The sequence below is a fragment of the Kitasatospora sp. LaBMicrA B282 genome (genome assembly GCF_050325825.1).
Classification (GTDB): Bacteria; Actinomycetota; Actinomycetes; order Streptomycetales; family Streptomycetaceae; genus Kitasatospora.
The window spans coordinates 1-18,668 of the sequence record NZ_JBNQTI010000004.1 but is presented as its reverse complement, the minus strand read 5'-3'; the positions used below and the strand labels follow the sequence as shown (position 1 = coordinate 18,668).

General features: G+C 73.8%; 17 protein-coding genes and 1 riboswitch. Of the genes, 10 read left to right on the top strand and 7 right to left on the bottom strand.

Annotated elements, in window-relative coordinates:
• Positions 1-61: 61 nt before the first annotated feature.
• Positions 62-925: a dihydropteroate synthase gene (gene folP, locus ACQRUO_RS01965; protein ID WP_428313893.1), complete on the top strand. Its 864-nt coding sequence runs from the start codon at positions 62-64 to the stop codon at positions 923-925.
• Here the strand turns inward: folP and cobF are convergent.
• The gene (cobF, locus tag ACQRUO_RS01960) at positions 888-1,649 is read right to left on the bottom strand and encodes a precorrin-6A synthase (deacetylating) (protein WP_428313892.1); all 762 of its coding nucleotides are present in this window, start codon (positions 1,647-1,649) and stop codon (positions 888-890) included. The genes folP and cobF overlap by 38 nt on opposite strands.
• Before the next feature lie 165 nt (positions 1,650-1,814).
• Between cobF and ACQRUO_RS01955 the strand changes: the two genes are divergently transcribed.
• Entirely contained in the window at positions 1,815-3,260 is a 1,446-nt protein-coding gene (locus tag ACQRUO_RS01955) for a short-chain fatty acyl-CoA regulator family protein (protein WP_428313891.1), read from the top strand.
• A gap of 57 nt (positions 3,261-3,317) precedes the next feature.
• Here the strand turns inward: ACQRUO_RS01955 and ACQRUO_RS01950 are convergent, their stop codons facing one another.
• The 6 genes from ACQRUO_RS01950 to aceA form a co-directional block, all read right to left on the bottom strand.
• Positions 3,318-4,457, bottom strand: coding sequence for a bifunctional 2-methylcitrate synthase/citrate synthase (locus ACQRUO_RS01950; RefSeq protein WP_428313890.1), 1,140 nt, complete (start codon positions 4,455-4,457; stop codon positions 3,318-3,320).
• 16 nt (positions 4,458-4,473) lie between these two features.
• On the bottom strand, positions 4,474-5,382 hold the full coding sequence (prpB, locus tag ACQRUO_RS01945; protein WP_428313889.1) for a methylisocitrate lyase: 909 nt from the start codon (positions 5,380-5,382) through the stop codon (positions 4,474-4,476).
• On the bottom strand, positions 5,382-6,890 hold the full coding sequence (locus ACQRUO_RS01940; protein WP_428313888.1) for an MmgE/PrpD family protein: 1,509 nt from the start codon (positions 6,888-6,890) through the stop codon (positions 5,382-5,384). Before ACQRUO_RS01940 ends, prpB begins: the two co-directional genes overlap by 1 nt.
• Before the next feature lie 219 nt (positions 6,891-7,109).
• Positions 7,110-7,976 carry a 3-hydroxybutyryl-CoA dehydrogenase gene (locus ACQRUO_RS01935; RefSeq protein ID WP_428313887.1) on the bottom strand — a complete coding sequence of 289 codons (867 nt, stop codon included), beginning with the start codon at positions 7,974-7,976 and terminating at the stop codon, positions 7,110-7,112.
• Positions 7,977-7,997: 21 nt separating this feature from the next.
• Complete coding sequence (gene aceB, locus ACQRUO_RS01930; RefSeq protein ID WP_428313886.1) at positions 7,998-9,608, bottom strand: malate synthase A; 1,611 nt, start codon at positions 9,606-9,608, stop codon at positions 7,998-8,000.
• 117 nt (positions 9,609-9,725) lie between these two features.
• Positions 9,726-11,018, bottom strand: a complete 1,293-nt coding sequence (aceA, locus tag ACQRUO_RS01925; protein ID WP_428313885.1) for an isocitrate lyase — start codon at positions 11,016-11,018, stop codon at positions 9,726-9,728.
• Positions 11,019-11,351: 333 nt separating this feature from the next.
• Between aceA and ACQRUO_RS01920 the strand changes: the two genes are divergently transcribed.
• From ACQRUO_RS01920 to ACQRUO_RS01885, 8 genes are all read left to right on the top strand, one after another.
• Positions 11,352-12,791, top strand: a complete 1,440-nt coding sequence (locus ACQRUO_RS01920; protein WP_428313884.1) for a short-chain fatty acyl-CoA regulator family protein — start codon at positions 11,352-11,354, stop codon at positions 12,789-12,791.
• Positions 12,788-13,567: an adenosylcobinamide amidohydrolase gene (locus ACQRUO_RS01915; RefSeq protein WP_428313883.1), complete on the top strand. Its 780-nt coding sequence runs from the start codon at positions 12,788-12,790 to the stop codon at positions 13,565-13,567. Before ACQRUO_RS01920 ends, ACQRUO_RS01915 begins: the two co-directional genes overlap by 4 nt.
• A 63-nt stretch (positions 13,568-13,630) precedes the next feature.
• A riboswitch (cobalamin riboswitch) is annotated at positions 13,631-13,752 on the top strand.
• A 40-nt stretch (positions 13,753-13,792) separates the two neighbouring features.
• Positions 13,793-14,011: a CbtB domain-containing protein gene (locus ACQRUO_RS01910; protein WP_428313882.1), complete on the top strand. Its 219-nt coding sequence runs from the start codon at positions 13,793-13,795 to the stop codon at positions 14,009-14,011.
• A 27-nt stretch (positions 14,012-14,038) separates the two neighbouring features.
• Entirely contained in the window at positions 14,039-14,911 is an 873-nt protein-coding gene (locus ACQRUO_RS01905) for a CbtA family protein (protein WP_428313881.1), read from the top strand.
• The gene (locus ACQRUO_RS01900) at positions 14,908-15,675 is read left to right on the top strand and encodes a (2Fe-2S)-binding protein (RefSeq protein WP_428313880.1); all 768 of its coding nucleotides are present in this window, start codon (positions 14,908-14,910) and stop codon (positions 15,673-15,675) included. The genes ACQRUO_RS01905 and ACQRUO_RS01900 overlap by 4 nt, the downstream gene beginning before the upstream one ends.
• A gap of 122 nt (positions 15,676-15,797) precedes the next feature.
• Positions 15,798-16,064, top strand: coding sequence for an ArsR/SmtB family transcription factor (locus ACQRUO_RS01895; RefSeq protein WP_428313879.1), 267 nt, complete (start codon positions 15,798-15,800; stop codon positions 16,062-16,064).
• 288 nt (positions 16,065-16,352) lie between these two features.
• Positions 16,353-17,936 carry a prenyltransferase/squalene oxidase repeat-containing protein gene (locus tag ACQRUO_RS01890; RefSeq protein ID WP_428313878.1) on the top strand — a complete coding sequence of 528 codons (1,584 nt, stop codon included), beginning with the start codon at positions 16,353-16,355 and terminating at the stop codon, positions 17,934-17,936.
• A partial coding sequence (locus ACQRUO_RS01885; RefSeq protein WP_428313877.1) for a hypothetical protein occupies positions 17,933-18,668 on the top strand: 736 nt, incomplete at its 3' end. The genes ACQRUO_RS01890 and ACQRUO_RS01885, both read left to right, overlap by 4 nt.

Below are 18,668 nucleotides of genomic sequence, written 5' to 3'. Positions count from 1 at the left end.
AGACGTGCAAACATATTCGTACAGGCTTCCGGGCCTTCCTGACTGGGGTCGGTGCGCGGTGATGGGAATCCTCAACGTCACCCCCGACTCGTTCTCGGACGGCGGCCGCTGGCTGGATCCGGGCCGGGCCGTGGCGCACGGTGTCGCGCTGGCCTCCCAGGGGGCCGACATCGTGGACGTGGGTGGCGAGTCGACCCGCCCCGGTGCGCGTCGGGTGCCGGTCGAGGAGGAACTCGCGCGGGTGCTCCCGGTGGTGCGCGGCCTCGCCCGGCAGGGCGTCCTGGTCAGCATCGACACCATGCGCGCGTCCGTCGCCGAGGCGGCCGTGGACGCCGGGGCCCGGATCGTCAACGATGTCAGCGGCGGTCGGGCGGACGGCGCGATGGCGAAGACGGTCGCCCGGGCCGGCGTGCCCTTCGTCGTCATGCACTGGCGGGGGCAGTCCCGGGGCATGGACGACCTGGCCTGCTACCAGGACGTGGTCACCGAGGTGGTCGGCGAGGTCGAGCGCCAGCTGGACGCGGTGGTGTCGGCCGGTGTCGACCCGTCACAGGTGATCGTGGACCCGGGCCTCGGCTTCGCCAAGGGCCGCCGCGAGGACTGGGCGTTGCTCGCGGCCCTGGAGGCCTGGGCCGCGCTCGACCGTCCGCTCCTGGTGGCGCCGTCGCGCAAGCGCTTCCTCGGTGAGCTGCTGGCCGACCCGGCCACCGGTGAACCGCGCCCGGCCCGGGAGCGGGACCACGCGACTGCCGCGGCGGCCGTGCTGGCCGCCGCGCAGGGCGCCTGGGCGGTACGGGTCCACGAGGTGGGGGCCACGGCGGACGGCGTTCGGGTCGAGGCGGCCCTGCGGGCCCACGGGCGAGCGGCGGTCAGTGGTCGGGCGGCGGTCAGTGCTCGGTGCGCCGCAGCAGGTAGCTGTCCATGATCCAGCCCTTGCGCTCGCGGGCCTCCCGGCGCAGGTGCGCGATCCGCTCGGCGGTCTCCTCCAGCGGGCCGGCCGCCAGGATCTCGTCCGGGCTGCCGAGGTAGGCGCCGTAGTGGATGTGCACGCCCGCGGGGTCGATGGCGGTGAAGGCGTCCTGCCCGTCGAGCATCACCACGGTGTCCTCGGAGCCGGGTGGGAAGCCGTCGGCGGCCAGCCGGCGGGCGGTGGTGATGCGCAGCGGTCGGCCGACCCTGGTGAGGGTGCTGCGGTGCCGGGCGGCGAGGACCGAGATGCTGCTGATGCCCGGGACGACCTGGTAGTCGAAGGCGGTCGGGTCGGCGGCCAGCACCTCGTCGAGGACGGCGGTCACGCTGTCGTAGAGGCTCGGGTCGCCCCAGACGAGGAACGCGCCGGTCCCGTCCGGGCCCAGGTGCTCGGCCACCAGCCGGGTCACCAGCTCGGCCCGGCGCCGGCGCCAGTCGCGCACGGCGTCGGCGTACCCGGAAGCGGTGCGGTCGCGCTCGGCGTCGGGGACCTCGACGATCCGGTGGCCCGGCCGGGCATGTTCCTCGATCATCCGGCGGCGGAGCCGCATCAGGTCCTGGCGCTGCTCGTTCTTGTCGAGCAGGAAGAAGACGTCGGTGCGGGCGAAGGCCTTGACCGCCTGCAGGGTGAGGTGGTCCGGGTCGCCCGAGCCGATGCCGATGACGTTGATCTGGCGCATGTCGACGATTGTGCCCACTCGACCGCGGCGGCCGGGCACCGGGTGCTCCGGTGGCACGACCTGCGGATCTGTGACACCCACGGCAGCAGATCTGCGAATCCTGCGAACCGTCCCGCTGGTACCTTCGCAACCATCGGGGATCACTGAGGAAGGGTGCTCAGCACCATGGCACGTCCCGTCGGGCGGAAGATCTTCGCCCACGCCAAGCTGCGCCGGTTGCGCCGCGAGCACGGCCTGAACCAGGTGGAGCTCGCCCAGGAGCTGGGCATCTCGACCAGCTACCTCAACCAGCTCGAGCACAGCCAGCGTCCGCTCACCGCCGCCGTGCTGCTGCGGATCGCCGAGGTGTTCGGCGTCGACCCGGAGTTCTTCTCCGAGGCGGACGAGGAACGGCTGGCCACCGACCTGCGGGCGGCGCTCGCCGACGACGCGTGCGGCGGCACGGTGCCGGTGGAGGACGTCACGGAGGTGAGCCGGGACCACCCGGAGGTCGCCCGGGCCCTGATCGCCCTGCACCGCAGCTACCGGGAGGCCGCCGCCCGGGTCGCCGACCTCGGCGACCCGGCCGACGGTGTCGCCCTGCGACCGGCCGAACCCCACGACGAGGTGCGGGACTTCTTCTACGCGCACCACAACCACATCCCCGCCCTGGAGGAGCCGGCCGAGCGGACCGCGGCCACCCTCGCGGCGACCACGGCCGGTCGGACCGCGGCCGCCCTGGTCGCCCGTCTCGGTGAACGGCACGGGGTGCGGGTGCTGGACGCCGACCACCGGGAGCCGGGCGAGATGCGGCGCCACGACGTGGCGAGCGGCCTGCTGTGGCTCTCGCCCTGGCTCACCGACGGCCAGCGGGCCTTCCAACTCGCCACCCAGATCGCCCTGCTCGAACACCGTCCGCTGCTCGACGCACTCGTCGAAGCGGCGGCACCCGGCCTCACCTCGCCCCAGGCGGCGGACCTGGCGCGGATTGGGCTGGCGAACTACTTCGCCGGGGCGCTGCTGATGCCGTACACGGCGTTCCACGCAGCCGCCGAGGAGTTGCGCTACGACATCGACCTGCTCCGGACCCGCTTCGGCGTCGGCTTCGAGACGATCTGCCACCGGCTCAGCACCCTGCAGCGCACCGGCCGCCGCGGTGTCCCCTTCTCCTTCCTGCGCGCGGACCGGGCCGGCAACATCTCCAAGCGGCAGTCCGCGACCGACTTCCACTTCTCCCGTTTCGGCGGCACCTGCCCGCTGTGGACGGTCTACGAGGCGTTCTCCTCGCCCGGGCGCATCCTCACCCAGGTCGCCGAGATGCCCGACGGCAAGCGGTACTTCTGGATCGCCCGCACCGTCTCCCACGGGGGCTTCGGCCACCGCGCACCGCGCAGCGAGTTCGCGGTGGCGCTGGGGTGCGAGCTGCGCCATGCCCACCGCCTCGTCTACGCCGAGGGCATCACCCTCGACGCCCGGTCGGCGGCCACGCCCATCGGCGTGGGCTGCCGGCTCTGCGAGCGCACCGACTGCGCCCAGCGGGCCCGCCCGCCGGCCGGCGCCCGCCTGGTGGTGGACCCGGACCGGCGCACCCGGGTGCCCTACCCGGTCGCCCTCGACGGGCGCGCCGGGTGAGCCGAGCCGCCCTGTCCCCGACCGGACCGTCCCCGACCGACCCGGCCCGCCGGCCGGCTACCGGGCGGTGGCCGGCACCGGCCGCTGGCCCGGGCCGTCGTAGCAGGCCAGCGGTCGGATCAGCGCGTTGTGGGCGAGCTGTTCGGTGATGTGGGCCGTCCATCCGGTGATCCGGCTCAGCACGAAGAGCGGCGTGAAGGTCGGGGTGTCGAAACCCATCAGGTGGTAGGCCAGACCGGCCGGGTAGTCGAGGTTGGGGTGGATGCCCTTGCGCTCCACCATCGCCTCGCGCAGCGCGGTGTGCAAGGCGGCCAGCCGGGCCACCTCGGGCTCGGCGGTGCGGGCCACCAGCCGGTCGAGGGCGCCCTGCATGATCGGGACGCGGGAGTCGCCGTGCTTGTACACGCGGTGGCCGAAGCCCATGATCTTCCGCTGCCGCGCGAGTGCCCCGTCCAGCCACTCGGCGGCGCGGGCCGGGTCACCGATCTCGTCCAGCATGTGCATCACCGCCTCGTTGGCGCCGCCGTGCAGCGGGCCCTTGAGCGCGCCGATCGCCGCGGTGACGGCGCTGTAGAGGTCGGAGAGGGTGGAGGTGACGACCCGTGCGGTGAAGGTGGAGGCGTTGAAGCTGTGTTCGGCGTAGAGGACGAGGGAGATCTCGAAGCAGCGGACCACCTCGGGGGCGGGCACGGCACCGAAGCACATCTGGAAGAAGTTCTCCGCGTAGCCGAGCTCCGGGTCCGGTGCGATCGGGGCCAGACCCCGGCGGCGGCGCTGGTCGGCCGCGACGACGGTGGGCAGCTTCGCCAGCAGGGTGAGCGACTTGACCAGGTGGGAGCCCGGCCGGCCGTCGTCCTCGGTGGGGTCCTCGGCGCCGAAGAAGCTGACGGCGCAGCGCAGTACGTCCATCGGGTGGCAGGTCTCGGGCAGCCTGGCCAGCAGTTCGGCGGTGGTGCGGTCGAGCGGGCGCAGGGCGCGTTCGCGGGCCCGGAACTCGCGCAGCTGCGCGTCGTCGGGCAGGTCGCCGTGCCACAGCAGGTACGCGACCTCCTCGAAGGAGCGGTGGGCGGCCAGGTCCTGGACGGGGTAGCCGCGGTAGGTGAGGGAGTTGGTCTCCTGGATGACGGTGGAGATCTCGGTGGTGTCGACGACGACACCGGCGAGGCCGCGGTGGATCTCGGGTGCGGTGGTGGGCATGTGTGCCTCCGGTGCGTCAGGTGCCGGGTGGGAGGGTGAAGTCGAAGACGGCCGAGTCGAACGCGGCGTACTCCTGGTAGCCGAGGAGTTCGTAGAGCCGCGAACGGGTCTGCATCCGCGGGAGCAGGGACTCCTGGGTGCCCTCGGCGGCGAGGGTGCGCAGGCCGTCCTCGACCGCGCCCATGGCCAGGCGCAGCAGGGTGACCGGGTAGAGCGCGATGTCGTACCCGAGGTCCTGCAGGGTGCGGGTGTCGAGCAGTGGGCCCTTGCCGAACTCGGTCAGGTTGGCGAGTAGCGGCACCCCGGGCAGGGCCTTGCGGAAGGCGGCGAACTCGGCCTCGTCGGCGAGGGCTTCGGGGAAGAGTGCGTCGGCGCCGGCGTCCACGTACGCCTTCGCCCGGTCGATCGCCGCCGGCAGGCCTTCGACGGCGCGGGCGTCGGTGCGGGCCATGACGAGGAAGTCCGGGTCGCGCCGGGCGTCGACGGCGGCGCGCAGGCGCCGGGTCATCTCCTCGCGCGGCACGACCGCCTTGCCGTCGAGGTGGCCGCAGCGCTTGGGGTTGACCTGGTCCTCCAGGTGCAGGCCGGCCAGGCCGGCGTCCTCCATCAGCTGCACCGTGCGGGCGGCGTTCATCGGCTCGCCGAAGCCGGTGTCGGCGTCGACGAGGACGGGCAGGTCGGTGACCCGCGTGGTCTGCTGGGCCCGGGCCGCGATCTCGGTGGCGGTGGTCAGGCCGATGTCGGGCAGGCCCAGGTCGGCGGCGAGGACCGCACCGGAGAGGTAGGCGGCCTCGAAGCCGAGGTCCTGGATCAGCCGGGCGGAGAGCGGGTTGAGCGCGCCGGGCATGGTCAGCAGCCGCCCGCTCGCGAGCCGTTCGCGCAGCGCCCGGCGCCGCTGGGCCGGGGTGGTCCGGGTGTGCAGCATCAGAACAGGCCCTTCGGCAGGGTCGCGTCGAAGGCGCGCACGGCCTCGGGGTCGACGGTCGGGAAGAGCCCGTCCAGGTCCGTGGCGGTCAGGTCGGCGAGGTCCGCCGCCGTGGTCAGGAAACGGTCCTGCCCGGCGGGGGTGACGATGCCCTCGGTCAGGGTGCGGAACTTCCCCTCGTAGGCGGGCCGGTCGAACGGGCGGGCGCCGGCCGGGTGGGCGTCGGCGAGGGCGAGTTCGTCCTCGACGACCGAGCCGTCCGCCAGGGTGATCACCGCGCGTCCGCCGAAGGCCCGCCGATTTGGGTCGGGGTCGTGGTAGCGCCGGGTCCACTCCGGGTCCTCGACCGTGGTGACCTTCCGCCACAGCTCGACGGTCTCGGGGCGGGCGGCCCGCTCGGGGTCGTAGGAGCGCTCGTGGTGCCAGGCGCCGTCCTCCAGGGCGACCGCGAGGACGTAGGGCACCGAGTGGTCCAGGGTCTCGCGGCTCGCGGTCGGGTCGTACTTCTGCGGGTCGTTCGCCCCGGAGCCGATCACGTGGTGGGTGTGGTGACTGGTGTGCAGCACGACCGAGCGCACCCGGTCCAGCGGCCCGGTCTTCTCGCGCAGGCGGCGCGCCAGGTCGATGATCGCCTGGGCCTGGTACTCGGCGGAGTGCTCCTTGGTGTAGGTCTCCAGGATCGCCCGCCGCGGCTCCCCGGCCCCCGGCAGCAGCACGGTGTAGTCGGACGCGGGGCCGTCGAGCAGCCAGGCCAGGAACCCGTCCTCGCCCTCGTAGATCGGGGACGGAGAGCTCTCGCCGCGCATCGCCCGGTCCACCGCCTCGATCGCCGTCTTGCCGGCGAAGGCCGGGGCGAAGGCCTTCCAGCTGGAGATCTCGCCCTTGCGGGACTGCCGGGTCGCGGTGGTGGTGTGCACGGCCTGCTGCACCGCCTGGTACACCGTCGCCGTCGGCAGCCTCAGCAGCGCGCCGATGCCGCAGGCGGTGGCCGCGCTCAGGTGGGCGACGTGGTCGATCCGGTGCGCGTGCAGGCAGATGCCCTTGACCAGGGCGACGTGCACCTCGTAGGCGGCGACGATGCCGCGCAGCAGGTCGGCGCCGGTGCGCCCGGTGTGCTGGGCGACGGCGAGCAGGGGCGGGATGTTGTCGCCGGGGTGGGAGTAGTCGGCGGCGAGGTAGGTGTCGTGGAAGTCCAGCTCCCGCACGGCGGTGCCGTTGGCCCAGGCCGCCCACTCCGGCGAGACCCGGGCACCGCTGCCGAAGACCGAGGCGCCCGGCGCGGTGGCCGGATGGGCGGTCGCCTGGGCCCGTGCCACCGCGACCGGGCGGCGCAGCAGCGAGGCGACGGCCACCGACGCGTTGTCGATGACCCGGTTCACCGCCATGGCGGCGCCGGCGGCATCCGCCTCCTCGGTGCCGGTGGCCACGGCGGCGAGTTTCCAGGCGAGTTGCTCCTCGCGCGGCAGGCGGGCGGCACTGGGGTGGACGCGGACGTGGTGCTCGATCACGGGACTCCTCAGGGGCGTCGGACGACTCCGGGGGCATGCGTGATCGAGACTGCCCGCTGCGCCGCGGCGGGGCCAGCATGCCGGTCTGCGGAATCCGTCCACCGCTGAGCGGTGGATCCGCGGATCCTGCGAAGGACCGGGCCTGGGGCGGGAGCGGCTGACACGGCTGTGCCCCGGCCCTCCGCGACGGGAGCCGGGGCACAGCTGACTCGGGCCGGGTCAGGCACCCCGGTGGGCGTGGAAGCCACGGCCGCTCTTGCGGCCCAGCAGGCCGGCCTCGACCATCCGGGAGAGCAGCGGCGGGGGCGCGTACAGCGGCTCCTTGTACTCCTCGTACATCGAGGTGGCGATGGCCTCCACCGTGTCCAGGCCGATCAGGTCGGCGAGCTGCAGCGGGCCCATCGGGTGGGCGCAGCCGTGCACCATCCCCGCGTCGATGTCCTCCGCGGTGGCGTGGCCGGCCTCGGCCAGCCGGATCGCCGACAGCAGGTAGGGCACCAGCAGCGCGTTGACGACGAAGCCGGCCCGGTCCCGGGAGCGGATCACGCGCTTGCCCAGCACCTCCTTGGCGAAGGTCTCCACCCGGTTCAGCACGGTCTGGTCGGTGTGCAGCGAGGAGACCAGCTCGACCAGCGGCATGACCGGCGCGGGGTTGAAGAAGTGCAGGCCCAGGACCTGCGCGGCCCGGTCGGTGGCGATGCCGAGCCGGGTGACCGGGATGGCCGAGGTGTTGGTGGCCAGCACGGCGTCCGGGTCGACCAGCACCTTGTCCAGGGTGCCGAGCACCTCGGCCTTGACCCGCTCCTCCTCGACCACGGCCTCGACGACCAGCTGACGGTCGGCCAGCGCCTCCAGGTCGTCGGCGAAGAGCAGGTGCGCCCAGGCGTCGGTGCGCTGCTCCTCGCTGAGCCGGCCGCGCTCGACGGCGCGGTGCAGCGAGCGGTCGATGCGGTTGCGGGCGGCACGCAGCGCCTCCCGGCCCTGCTCGCAGACCACGGTGTCGAGCCCGGCGCGGGCGAAGACCTCGGCGATGCCGGAGCCCATCTGCCCGGCGCCGACGACGGCGACACGACGGATGTCGTTCATGGCGCTCTCCTTGCTGGGGGGCTAGGCCGCGGTGCGGACGCGGACCAGGTGGCGGGCGTAGGCCTCGGTGGTGAGGAAGGCGGGCAGGGTCGCGCCGAGCGCGGTCTCCTCCAGGACCCGCACCGCGTTGTCGACCAGCTCCGGGGCGGCGCCCTCCGCGAGCAGGGTGGCCCGCTCGGCGTCGATCAGGCGGCGGATCGCTCCCGGGGTGGCGAGCGTGCCGCCGGTGAGGCGGGAGTGGTTGTGCTGCCACTGCCAGAGCTGGCAGCGGGCGATCTCGGCGGTCGCGACGTCCTCCATCAGCCCGAAGACGGCCACCGCGCCCGCGCCGCCGAGCCAGGCGGTCAGGTAGCGCAGCGCGACGGCGACGTTGGCGCGCAGGCCGTGCTCGGACGGCAGGCCGACGCTGAGCCGGTGCACGGCGAGCAGGTCCTCGGCGGTCACCTCGACGTCCTCGCGGGTGCGGTCGAGCTGGTTCGGCCGGTCGCCGAGCACCTCGTCGAAGGCGGTGCGGCAGGTGGCGACCAGGGCGGGGTGGGCCACCCAGGAGCCGTCGAAGCCGTCGCCGGCCTCGCGCTCCTTGTCGATCCGGACCTTGGTCAGGGCCACCTCATTGGCGGCGGGGTCGCGCTGCGGGATGGCGGCCGCCATGCCGCCGATGGCGTGCGCGCCGCGGCGGTGGCAGGTGCGCACCAGCAGGTCGGTGTAGGCGCGCATGAAGGGCTGGGTCATGGTGAGCGAGGCGCGGTCGGGCAGCACGAAGCGCGGGCCGTGGTGGGCGAAGTTCTTGATCAGGCTGAACAGGTAGTCCCAGCGGCCGGCGTTGAGGCCGGCGGCGTGCTCGCGCAGCTCGTAGAGGATCTCCTCCATCTCGAACGCGGCGGTGATCGTCTCGATCAGCACGGTGGCCCGGACGGTGCCGTGCTCGATGCCCAACTCGGCCTGGGCGTAGGTGAAGACCTCGTTCCAGAGCCGCGCTTCGAGGTGGTTCTCCAGCTTGGGGAGGTAGAAGTAGGGGCCGCTGCCGAGCTCGATCTGGCGCTTGCCGCAGTGGAACAGGTAGAGCCCGAAGTCGACCAGGGCGCCGATGGCCGGCTGCCCGTCGATCCGCAGGTGCTGCTCGTCCAGGTGCCAGCCGCGCGGGCGGACCACGATGGTGGCCGGGGTGTCGCCGATCCGGTAGCGCCTGCCCTCGGGGGTGGTGTCGTCGATCCGGCGCTCGATCGCGTCCAGCAGGTTCAGCTGGCCGGAGACCAGGTTGTGCCAGGTGGGGGAGGTGGCGTCCTCGAAGTCGGCGAGCCAGACCCTGGCACCGGAGTTGAGCGCGTTGACGGTCATCCGGCGCTCGGGCGGGCCGGTGATCTCCACCCGGCGGTCGTGCAGACCCGGAGCGCCGCCCGCGACCCGCCAGGAGCGGTCCTCGCGGATCGCGCGGGTGTCGGGGAGGAAGTCGAGCGTGCCGCCGGCGGCGAGCGCAGCGGCCCGGCGCCCGCGCTCGGCGAGCAGCTCGGCGCGACGGGCCGCGAAGGTGGTGTGCAGGTCGGCCACGAACTGCAGGGCGGCAGGGGTGAGGATCTCCTCGAAGCGCTCCTCGGAATCACCGAGGATCTCGATGCGGCTGGACTGGCTCATCCGGTTCTCCAGGCGGGGTGGGGGCCCGGGGCCTCGTCCCTCGACGAGGCCCCGGGCGGGTGAACGGCGGTCGGAAGCGGCGGCTCCCCAGCTCCGCTGCCGACCACCGGTGGGGGATCAGTGGAACTGCTCGGCCTCGGTGGACCCGGCGAGCGCCAGCGTCTCGGCGTTCGGGTTGACCGCGGTGGAGACCAGGTCGAAGTACCCGGTGCCCACCTCGCGCTGGTGCTTGACGGCGGTGTAGCCGTCCGCGACGGCGGCGAACTCGGCCTCCTGGAGGTCGACGTAGGCGGTCATGCCGTGCTCCGCGTAGCCCTTGGCGAGCTGGAACATCGAGTGGTTGAGCGCGTGGAAGCCGGCCAGCGTGATGAACTGGAAGCGGTAGCCCATCGCGCCCAGCTCGCGCTGGAACTTGGCGATCTGGTCGTCGTCCAGCGCGGCCTTCCAGTTGAAGGAGGGCGAGCAGTTGTAGGCCAGCATCTTGTCCGGGTACTCGGCCTTGAGCGCCTCGGCGAACTCGCGGGCCTGGGCCAGGTCCGGGGTGCCGGTCTCCACCCAGATCAGGTCGGAGTAGGGGGCGAAGGCGAGCCCGCGGGAGATCACCGGCGCCATGCCCGGCTCGACCCGGTAGAAGCCCTCGGCGGTGCGCTCGCCGGTGCAGAACCGGGCGTCGCGCTCGTCCACGTCGGTGGTCAGCAGGTTGGCGGCCAGCGCGTCGGTGCGGGCCACGATCACGGTCGGCACGTCCGCGATGTCGGCGGCCAGGCGGGCGGCGTTCAGGGTGCGGATGTGCTGGGCGGTGGGGACCAGCACCTTGCCGCCCAGGTGGCCGCACTTCTTCTCGGAGGCCAGCTGGTCCTCGTAGTGGATGCCGGCGGCACCGGCGGCGATCATGCCCTTGGTCAGCTCGAAGGCGTTCAGCGGGCCGCCGAAGCCGGCCTCCGCGTCGGCCACGATCGGCACCAGCCAGTCGGGGCCGTCGTTGCCCTCGGCGGCGTCGATCTCGTCGGCGCGCAGCAGCGCGTTGTTGATCCGGCGCACCACCTGCGGGACCGAGTTCGCCGGGTAGAGGCTCTGGTCGGGGTAGGTCTGGCCGGCCTGGTTGGCGTCGGCGGCCACCTGCCAGCCCGACAGGTAGATCGCCTGCAGCCCGCCCTTCACCATCTGCACGGCCTGGCCACCGGTCAGCGCGCCGAGCGCGTGGATGTAGTCCTGCTCGTGCAGCTGCTGCCAGAGCCGCTCGGCGCCGCGCCGGGCCAGGGTGTGCTCCTCCCGGACGGTGCCGGACAGGCGCACCACGTCGGCCGCGGAGTAGGTGCGCTCGACGCCCGCCCAGCGAGGGTCGCTCGCCCACCGCGCGGCGAGCTGCGCCGCCTGCTGTTCCTGCTGCTGCCGAACCGACTGGGTCATGATCCGCTCCAGGGGAGGTTGCGAAGGGTGTGATGATCCACACCTGCGAACAGGGTGGGTGAGTGGACGGCCGGACGGTGCCGGGCGGCGGTCGCCGGACCGCGAGACGTGATCGCCCGAAACAGCTCCGGGGGCTGGCCTTTCGGCCTGCTCCTCCGGTGCTGTCCGGCGAGCTCCGCCGGCCGCGTCACCGACTCTGGCAGGCCGGCCGGAGCCCGTCACCCGTGGGCGGGAGCCAACTTCTGCCACGATCGGCGGGCCAGGTTGCGAAGCCTGCGAAGATCCGACCGGCTATGCTGCCCGGACATCCGGACGGGCGAGGGGAGAGCGGCAGTGGGGAAGGCCTTCGCCGGGGCCAGGCTGCGCCGGCTGCGCGAGGACCGCGGACTCAGCCAGGCCGCGCTCGCCCGGCTGCTCGACCTCTCGCCGAGCTACCTCAACCAGCTGGAGCACGACGCCCGCCCGCTCACCGTGCCGGTGCTGCTGCGGCTCACCGAGGCGCTCGGCGTCGAGGCCGGGTACTTCTCGCCGGCGGACACCGCCCGGCTCACCGCGGAGCTGCGCGAGTCGCTGGCGGCCGAACTCGCCGCCGGACAGCTGGGCGCGGGCGAGCTGGACGAGCTGGCCGCCCGCCTGCCGGGCGTCGCCCGGGTGCTGCTCGACGTGCAGCGCAGCCGCCGGGCCGGCGCCGAGCAACTCGCGCTGCTGGCGGGCGACCGCGGACCGCAGGACTTCGCGGCCGCCGCCCGCAGCCCGCACGAGGAGGTCCGCGAGTTCTTCTACCGGCGTCGCAACTACGTCGACGAACTCGACACCTGTGCCGAGGAGTTGGCTCGGGCCATCGGCCTGCGGCGCGGCGAGGTGCGCACCGCCCTGGCCGACCGGCTGACCGACCGGCACGGCGTCCGGCTCGCCGCTACGGACGGCGACGGCGACGGCGACGGTGAACGGCTGCACCGCTTCGACGCGGAGACGCGGGTGCTGCGCCTGTCGCCACGCCTGCGGCCGGGGCAGCAGGCCTTCCGGATGGCCACCCAGCTGGCCTACCTGGAGCATGACCGGTTGCTCTCCGAACTCGCCGCCCAGGACAGCCCGGACGGTTCGTCCGCCTGGTCGCTGACCCGGATCGGCCTGGCCAACTACTTCGCCGCCGCCCTGGTGCTGCCCTACGGCGCCTTCCACGCCGCGGCGGAGGCCTCCCGCTACGACATCGAGCACCTGGCCGACCACTTCGGCGTCGGCTACGAGACCGTCTGCCACCGCCTGAGCACCCTGCAACGCCCCAGGCTGCGCGGCGTGCCGTTCTCCTTCGTCCGGGTCGACCGGGCCGGCAACGTCTCCAAGCGGCAGTCCGCCACCGGCTTCCACTTCTCCCGCACCGGCGGCACCTGCCCGCTGTGGAACGTCTACGAGGCCTTCGCCTCGCCCGGGCGGGTGCACGTCCAGGTGGCGGCGATGCCCGACGGGCAGCGCTACCTGTGGGCCGCGCGGGCGGTGACCCGCTCGCCGGGCGGGTGGGGCCGGCCCGGGAAGACCTTCGCGATCGGCCTGGGCTGCGAACTGCGGCACGCCGGGCGGCTGGTGTACTCCGCGGGCCTCGACCTCGCCGACGAGTCCGCCGCGACCCCGATCGGTCTGGGCTGCAAGGTCTGCGAACGGCCGAGCTGCCCGCAGCGCTCCGCGCCGCCGCTCGGCCGCCCGCTGGTGATCGACGAGCGGGCGAGCAGCTTCGTCCCGTACCCGGTGCACGAGGACCCCCGGGGGCGCGGGTGACCGCCGCGGAGACGTACCGGCCGGTGGTGGCAAGGGCCGCCCGGTGGGAGGACGAGGCGTGCCGGCACCTGCTGGTCTGGCGGGCCGGGCCGGGCTGGCGGATGGTCAGCAGCGCGGTCCTCGGCGGCGGGATCGGTGAGCGCGGCTGGGTGCTCAACGCCCAGGTGCGCCCGGGCTACGGGCGGATGGACCCGGCGGAGCACCTGGCCGAGCTGGCGGCCGCGCAGGGGCTGACCGGGCCGGGGGTCGGACTGATGACGGCGGCCCAGGTGGACGACGGCACCTGGGCCGAGGACGGCGGCGTCACCGCGGTGGTGACCACCGGCATCGGCGTACCGGCCTGGGCGGCCGAGCCCGCCGCACCGGCGCTCGTCCCGGCGGGCCGGTACGTGCCCGGGACCATCAACATCCTGGCCGTGGTCCCCGCCGCGGTCGCCGACGCGGGCCTGGTCAACCTGCTCGCCACTGCCACCGAGGCCAAGGTGCAGGCGCTGCTCGACGCCGGTTACGACTGCTCCGGGACCCCGTCGGACGCGGTCTGCGTGGCCGTGCGGACGGCCGGACCGGGCGGGGAGGTCGACCCGTTCGGCGGTCCGCGCTCCACCTGGGGCGCGCGGCTGGCCCGCGCCGTGCACGCGGCGGTGCTGGCCGGGGCGGAACGGGACCGGGCCCGCCGGGCGGCGGGACCGCCGCGGGACCATGCCGCCGTGCGGTCCACGTGCTGCCACGCGGACGTCCTCGGGCCGCCCGGCGCCCGGTCGTGCGGACACGAGTGATCTTCCTCGCACCGGGCTGCCGAAGGGCGCCGGGCGATTGACGGCCCCTCACCGCGCCCCTACCCTCGAGGGCGTAGTGATGGCGTAAGGAAGCTGGTGGAACTCCAGCACGGTCGCGCCACTGTGAGCGGGACGCCCCCGGGCGGTTCGCGAGTCAGATACGACGCCATCACGGTCCGCCCCATCGAACAGCGGGACGCACGATCCCCTGAAGGAGGCTCAACCGTGAGCACCAGTATGCCCGGGCCCAGTGCCCTGCCCGTTCCGGTCGTGGTCCCGGCGACCAAGGCGGCTGCCTGGCTGGTCGTCACCGCGCTGATCGCGCTGGCCGTCTACTACTTCATCGGCGTCGACCAGGGTGCCTACTCCGTGTTCGGCAAGGACATGCACATCCACGAGTTCGTGCACGACTCCCGCCACTTCCTCGGCTTCCCCTGCCACTGACGACCGGAAGCTGCGAAACACACCACCATGGAGAAGAGAATCATCCTGCGCGGCGTCATCGCCGGCGCAGTGGCCGGCCTGCTCGCCTTCGTCTTCGCCCGGATCTTCGCCGAGCCGCAGATCCAGGCCGCGATCGACTACGAGAGCGGGCGGGACGCGGCGCAGGGCGCCCTCGACAAGGCCGCCGGCCTGCCCATGGACATGGGCGGTCCGGACATCTTCAGCCGCACCATCCAGGCCAACATCGGCATCGGCGTCGGCATGGTGCTCTTCGGCACCGCGATGGGCGCGCTCTTCGCCGTCGCCTACGCCATCTGCCTGGGCCGCACCGGCAGGATCCGCCCGCGCGGGCTCGCCATGCTGGTGGCGCTGGGTGGCTTCCTCGGCGTCTACTTCGTGCCGTTCATCAAGTACCCGGCCAACCCGCCGTCGATCGGCCACCCCGACACCATCCGCGACCGCGGCAACCTCTACCTGGCCATGGTGGTCTGCTCGTTGGTCTTCCTGGTGCTCGCGGTCTGGCTCGGCAAGCGCCTGCAGGGCCGGTTCGGCAACTGGAACGCGACCCTGATCGCCGTCGGCAGCTACGTCGTGGCGATCGGGATCGTCATGGCGGTCCTGCCGTCGCTCGGTGAACTGTCCGACAATGTCCAGGAGTTCGGCCACCACGCGACCGAGACGCCGCTGCCGCTGACCGATCCCCAGGGCGCCATCGTGTACCCGGGCTTCCCGGCGGACACCCTGTTCACCTTCCGCTTCCTCTCGGTGGCCGCCCAGTTGGTGCTCTGGTCCACCCTCGGCCTGGTCTTCGGACCGATGGCCGAGCGACTGCTCAACCCCCGTGGCGCCGCTGCGACGGCGCCGGTGTCGGCCGGTCCCGAGCCGGTCGCCGCGGCATGACGCAGACCACGCCCGGGGCCGCGACCGCGCAGCGCGTCGCGGCCCTCGGGCCGTTCTTCGCTGTCGAGACCCACGGGAGCACCGAACCGGTCGATCCGTGGCGGCCGCTGGCCGAACTCCGGGACGATCCAGCGGTGTTGCGCGAGCGGATCGCCGGCGTCCGGGGCTACCTGGCGGCGACCGGCAGGCAGGCTCCCGAAGCGGTCGAGGAGCGGGTGGCCGCCTCGGTCACCCACCTCGGGCTGGTCGCCCGGCTGATCTCCCCGGCCTTCGGCGTCGCTGTCCTGGACGGAGCGCTGTTCCGCTACGGGCTGGGGGACAGCCGTTGGCAGCCGGCGCTCGGCGGGTTGTTCCCGCTGTCGCTGCCGGATCGCGAGCCCGAACCGGTCGCCGATCCGGCGGAGCTCGCCGATCGCCTGGCGGTCGAGCTGCTCGGTGGCCTGGTCGGGGAACTGTCGGAAGCAGTGGCCGAATTCGATGTGTCACCGCACATCCTGCGGGGCAACACCGCGTCGGCGGTCAACGGCGCGGCTGCGGCCGTCGCCCGGTCCGTCCCCGAACTGGGCGGGCGGGCCCACGAACTCGCGGCCCGTCTGCTGGACCACTCACCCCTGCGCGGCGCGGGCACCATGGCCGCGGACGGGACCGGTTTCCGCCGCCGCAGCTGCTGCCTCGTCTACCGGGCCGCGCCGGGTCGCGCCGGGGGGCTGTGCGGTGACTGCGTCCTGGCGTCGCCGCCCACCGCGCGGCCGGCTCGACGGTAGGAGGGGCGGTGCGCAGGGAGATACCCGGACATGCACTCGACCGCTTACCTCGGCAGGCGATCGACGAACCCGCGGTCCGGCGGGCGGTGTCGGGGATCGGCGAGCGGGACCGGGTGGCGGCCGTGGCGGCTCAGCTCGCCCTGCTGGGCGAGCCCGGCAGGCTCGCGCTGCTCCTGGCCATGCGTCATGCCGGCCCGATCCCGGTCTCGGACCTCGCGCTCGTGACCGGCATGCGCGACACCGCGGTCTCCCAGGCGCTCCGCCTGCTGCGGGACGCCGGTCTGGTGGTCGCGGAGCGGGACGGGCGGGTGATGCGTTACCGGCTGCGCGGTGAGCACGTCGGGCGGCTGCTCGACGATCTGCTCGCGGTGCTGGACTCCGCCATCTGATGGCGCAATGTCAAATCTTCGAACAGATACCAATGTTGACGACTGGTCGCTGACATGGTCAGATGTGAAGAACATAAGAACACCTTCAGCTGTCAGGGGAAGCCGGTCCAAGTCCGGCGCTGACCCGCAACCGTAGGTCCACCCCCACCGTGGACGAGCCGGACCACCTGCGCTGGAGTCGTACCACGAGCGCCGTCGAGGACCGCGGCGCGGTTGGGCCGGACGGCTGGCGTTCGCCGCTGCCTGGCCTCCCCGCGTCGGCTGCCCGTGGCTGACAGGGAGTCACCGATGCACGTCCGCCGAACCCGTCACGAGTCGCCGCGTGCCGCCCGCATGCTGGCAGCCGCCGTGCTGATCGCCACGGCCGGGGCGGCGGCGATCCCGCTCGGCGGTGCCCCGGCCGCCGCGGCCCCGTCGGGCGGGGCGGCGACGCCGGACCTGACCAAGGGCGCGGCCTACCTGGTCACCCCGGCGAACCTGATCAACGGCGACTACTACCAGTTCGCGGTGATGCCCGGCTACGCCGACTTCGGGTTGACCATCGACGGCGCCTTCGCGCTCGCCGCCACCCACGGGAACGACGCGGCACTCAAGAAGATCGTCGACTTCATGGACGAGAAGGGCACCGACGCTTACGGCAGCGGAGTCAACGGCTGGACCCTGATCGGGACCTCGGACGTGTCCGGCGGTGACATCGGCAAGGAGGCGCTGCTCGCCGAGGTGGTCGGCCGCGATCCGCACCACTTCGGCGGCCAGGACCTGATCGCCGGCCTCGACCAGGCGATCTGCACGGCGTCCGGCAAGCCCACCGCCGCCGTCTGCCCGGCGGCGGGCATGTACTACGGCAGCGCTTCGGTCTTCTCCCAGACGCTGGGCATCATGGCCCAGTTGCGCGCGGGCGACACCGCCAAGGCGGCCGCGCCGGTCGCCTACCTGGAGGGCACGCAGAGCGCCTCCGGCGCCTTCCCGAGTCTGCTCCCCGCGAGCGCCAAGGACGGCGGTGACGTCGACAGCACCGCGATGGCCGTGATGGCGCTCGCGCTGGTCCACAACCCGCAGGCCGACCAGGCCGTGCAGCGCGGGGTGGCCTGGATCACCGCGCAGCAGCTGGCGGACGGCGGCTTCCCGGGGGCCTCGGGCGAGTCGGTCAACTCCACCGGGTTGGCCGTGCAGGCCCTGACCCTGGAGAAGGCCGACCACGGCTCGCAGATCGCCAAGGCGCTGGCCTTCCTGGCGGCCGAGCAGAACGCCGACGGCGGCTTCCGGGTGTCCGCCGGCGGGCAGGCCGGTTCGGACCTGCGGGCCGCGACCCAGGCGGTGAGCGGCGCGACGGGGATCTCGTTCGGGACCCTGGAGGACGACCTGACCGGGTCTCCGACGCCCACGCCGACGCCGACGCCGACGCCGACGCCGACGCCCACTCCCACCGCGACGCCGACGAAGTCCCCGACCCCGACCGCCTCCCCGACGCCCACCGCGACGGCGACGGCGACGCCCACCGCGACCGCGACGCCCACGGCGACCCCGACCACGCCGGTCACGCCGACCGGCACCGCGACCGCGACCTCGTCCGCCACCGCGACGACCACCACCAGCCCGACGCCGTCCGCCACGGCCACCCCCACCGGGACGCCGTCCGCCGGCTCCTCGACCACCGCGGCCGGCCTGCCCGTCGCCGGCGGCGACACCCAGGCGCCCGGCACCGGCGGCCAGGTCCCCGCCGACGGCACCCAGCCCGGCCCGTCCGGCCTGGCGTTCACCGGCTTCGACGCGCAGCGCCTCGCCCTGCTCGGCTGCCTGCTGCTGATGGGCGGCGGTGCCGTGCTGGTGGCCCTGCGCCGCCGCGCCGCCGCGCCGGGGAAGCACCAGTGACCAGGCACCTGCCCCGACTGCCCCGCCTGCTCGCCGCGGCGGCGCTGAGTGTGGCGCCGTCGCTGTGCGGCGCCGGCCTCGCCGCCACGCCGGCGGCGGCGGACGCGCTGCCGATGGACCAGTGCACGCCGACCTCCGGCGTGGTGCTGGCCGTCGACTTCGGCCCCTGGGGCGGCCCGGTGCTGCGTGCCTGCGGGTCCACCCCGACCACCGGCTTCGCCCTGCTCAACGAGGGCGGTTGGCGGACCACCGGGACCCACCACGACGGCCCCGGCTTCATCTGCCGGATCGCCTTCAGCGGCTTCCGCGGCGGGGCGGGGTTCCCGACCCCGGACCAGGACGCCTGCGTGTCCACGCCGCCGATCGGCCACTACTGGTCCTACTGGCACGCCGATCCGGGGCAGCAGAGCTGGTCGTACAGCCAGCTCGGCGCGGCCACCTACCAGCCGGCGCCGGGCAGTGTGGACGCCTGGGTCTACGGCGGCACCGACGTCGACGGTTCCAGCGGTGGCCCGAGCTTCGCCCCGGACTCGGTGCGGGCCCACAACCCCGTTCCGGTTCCCAGCAGTTCGCCGTCGGCGCCGGCCGGCTCGGGGGGCAACCCGCCGCCCGGCGGCGGTGGGAACCCCCAGCCGCCCGTCCAGCAGCCCCCGGCCCAGCAGCCGCCGACCGGCCAGCACCCGCCGGGCGGCGGGACCACCGGCGGGGTCGGCGGCTCGCACCCGGGCCGTC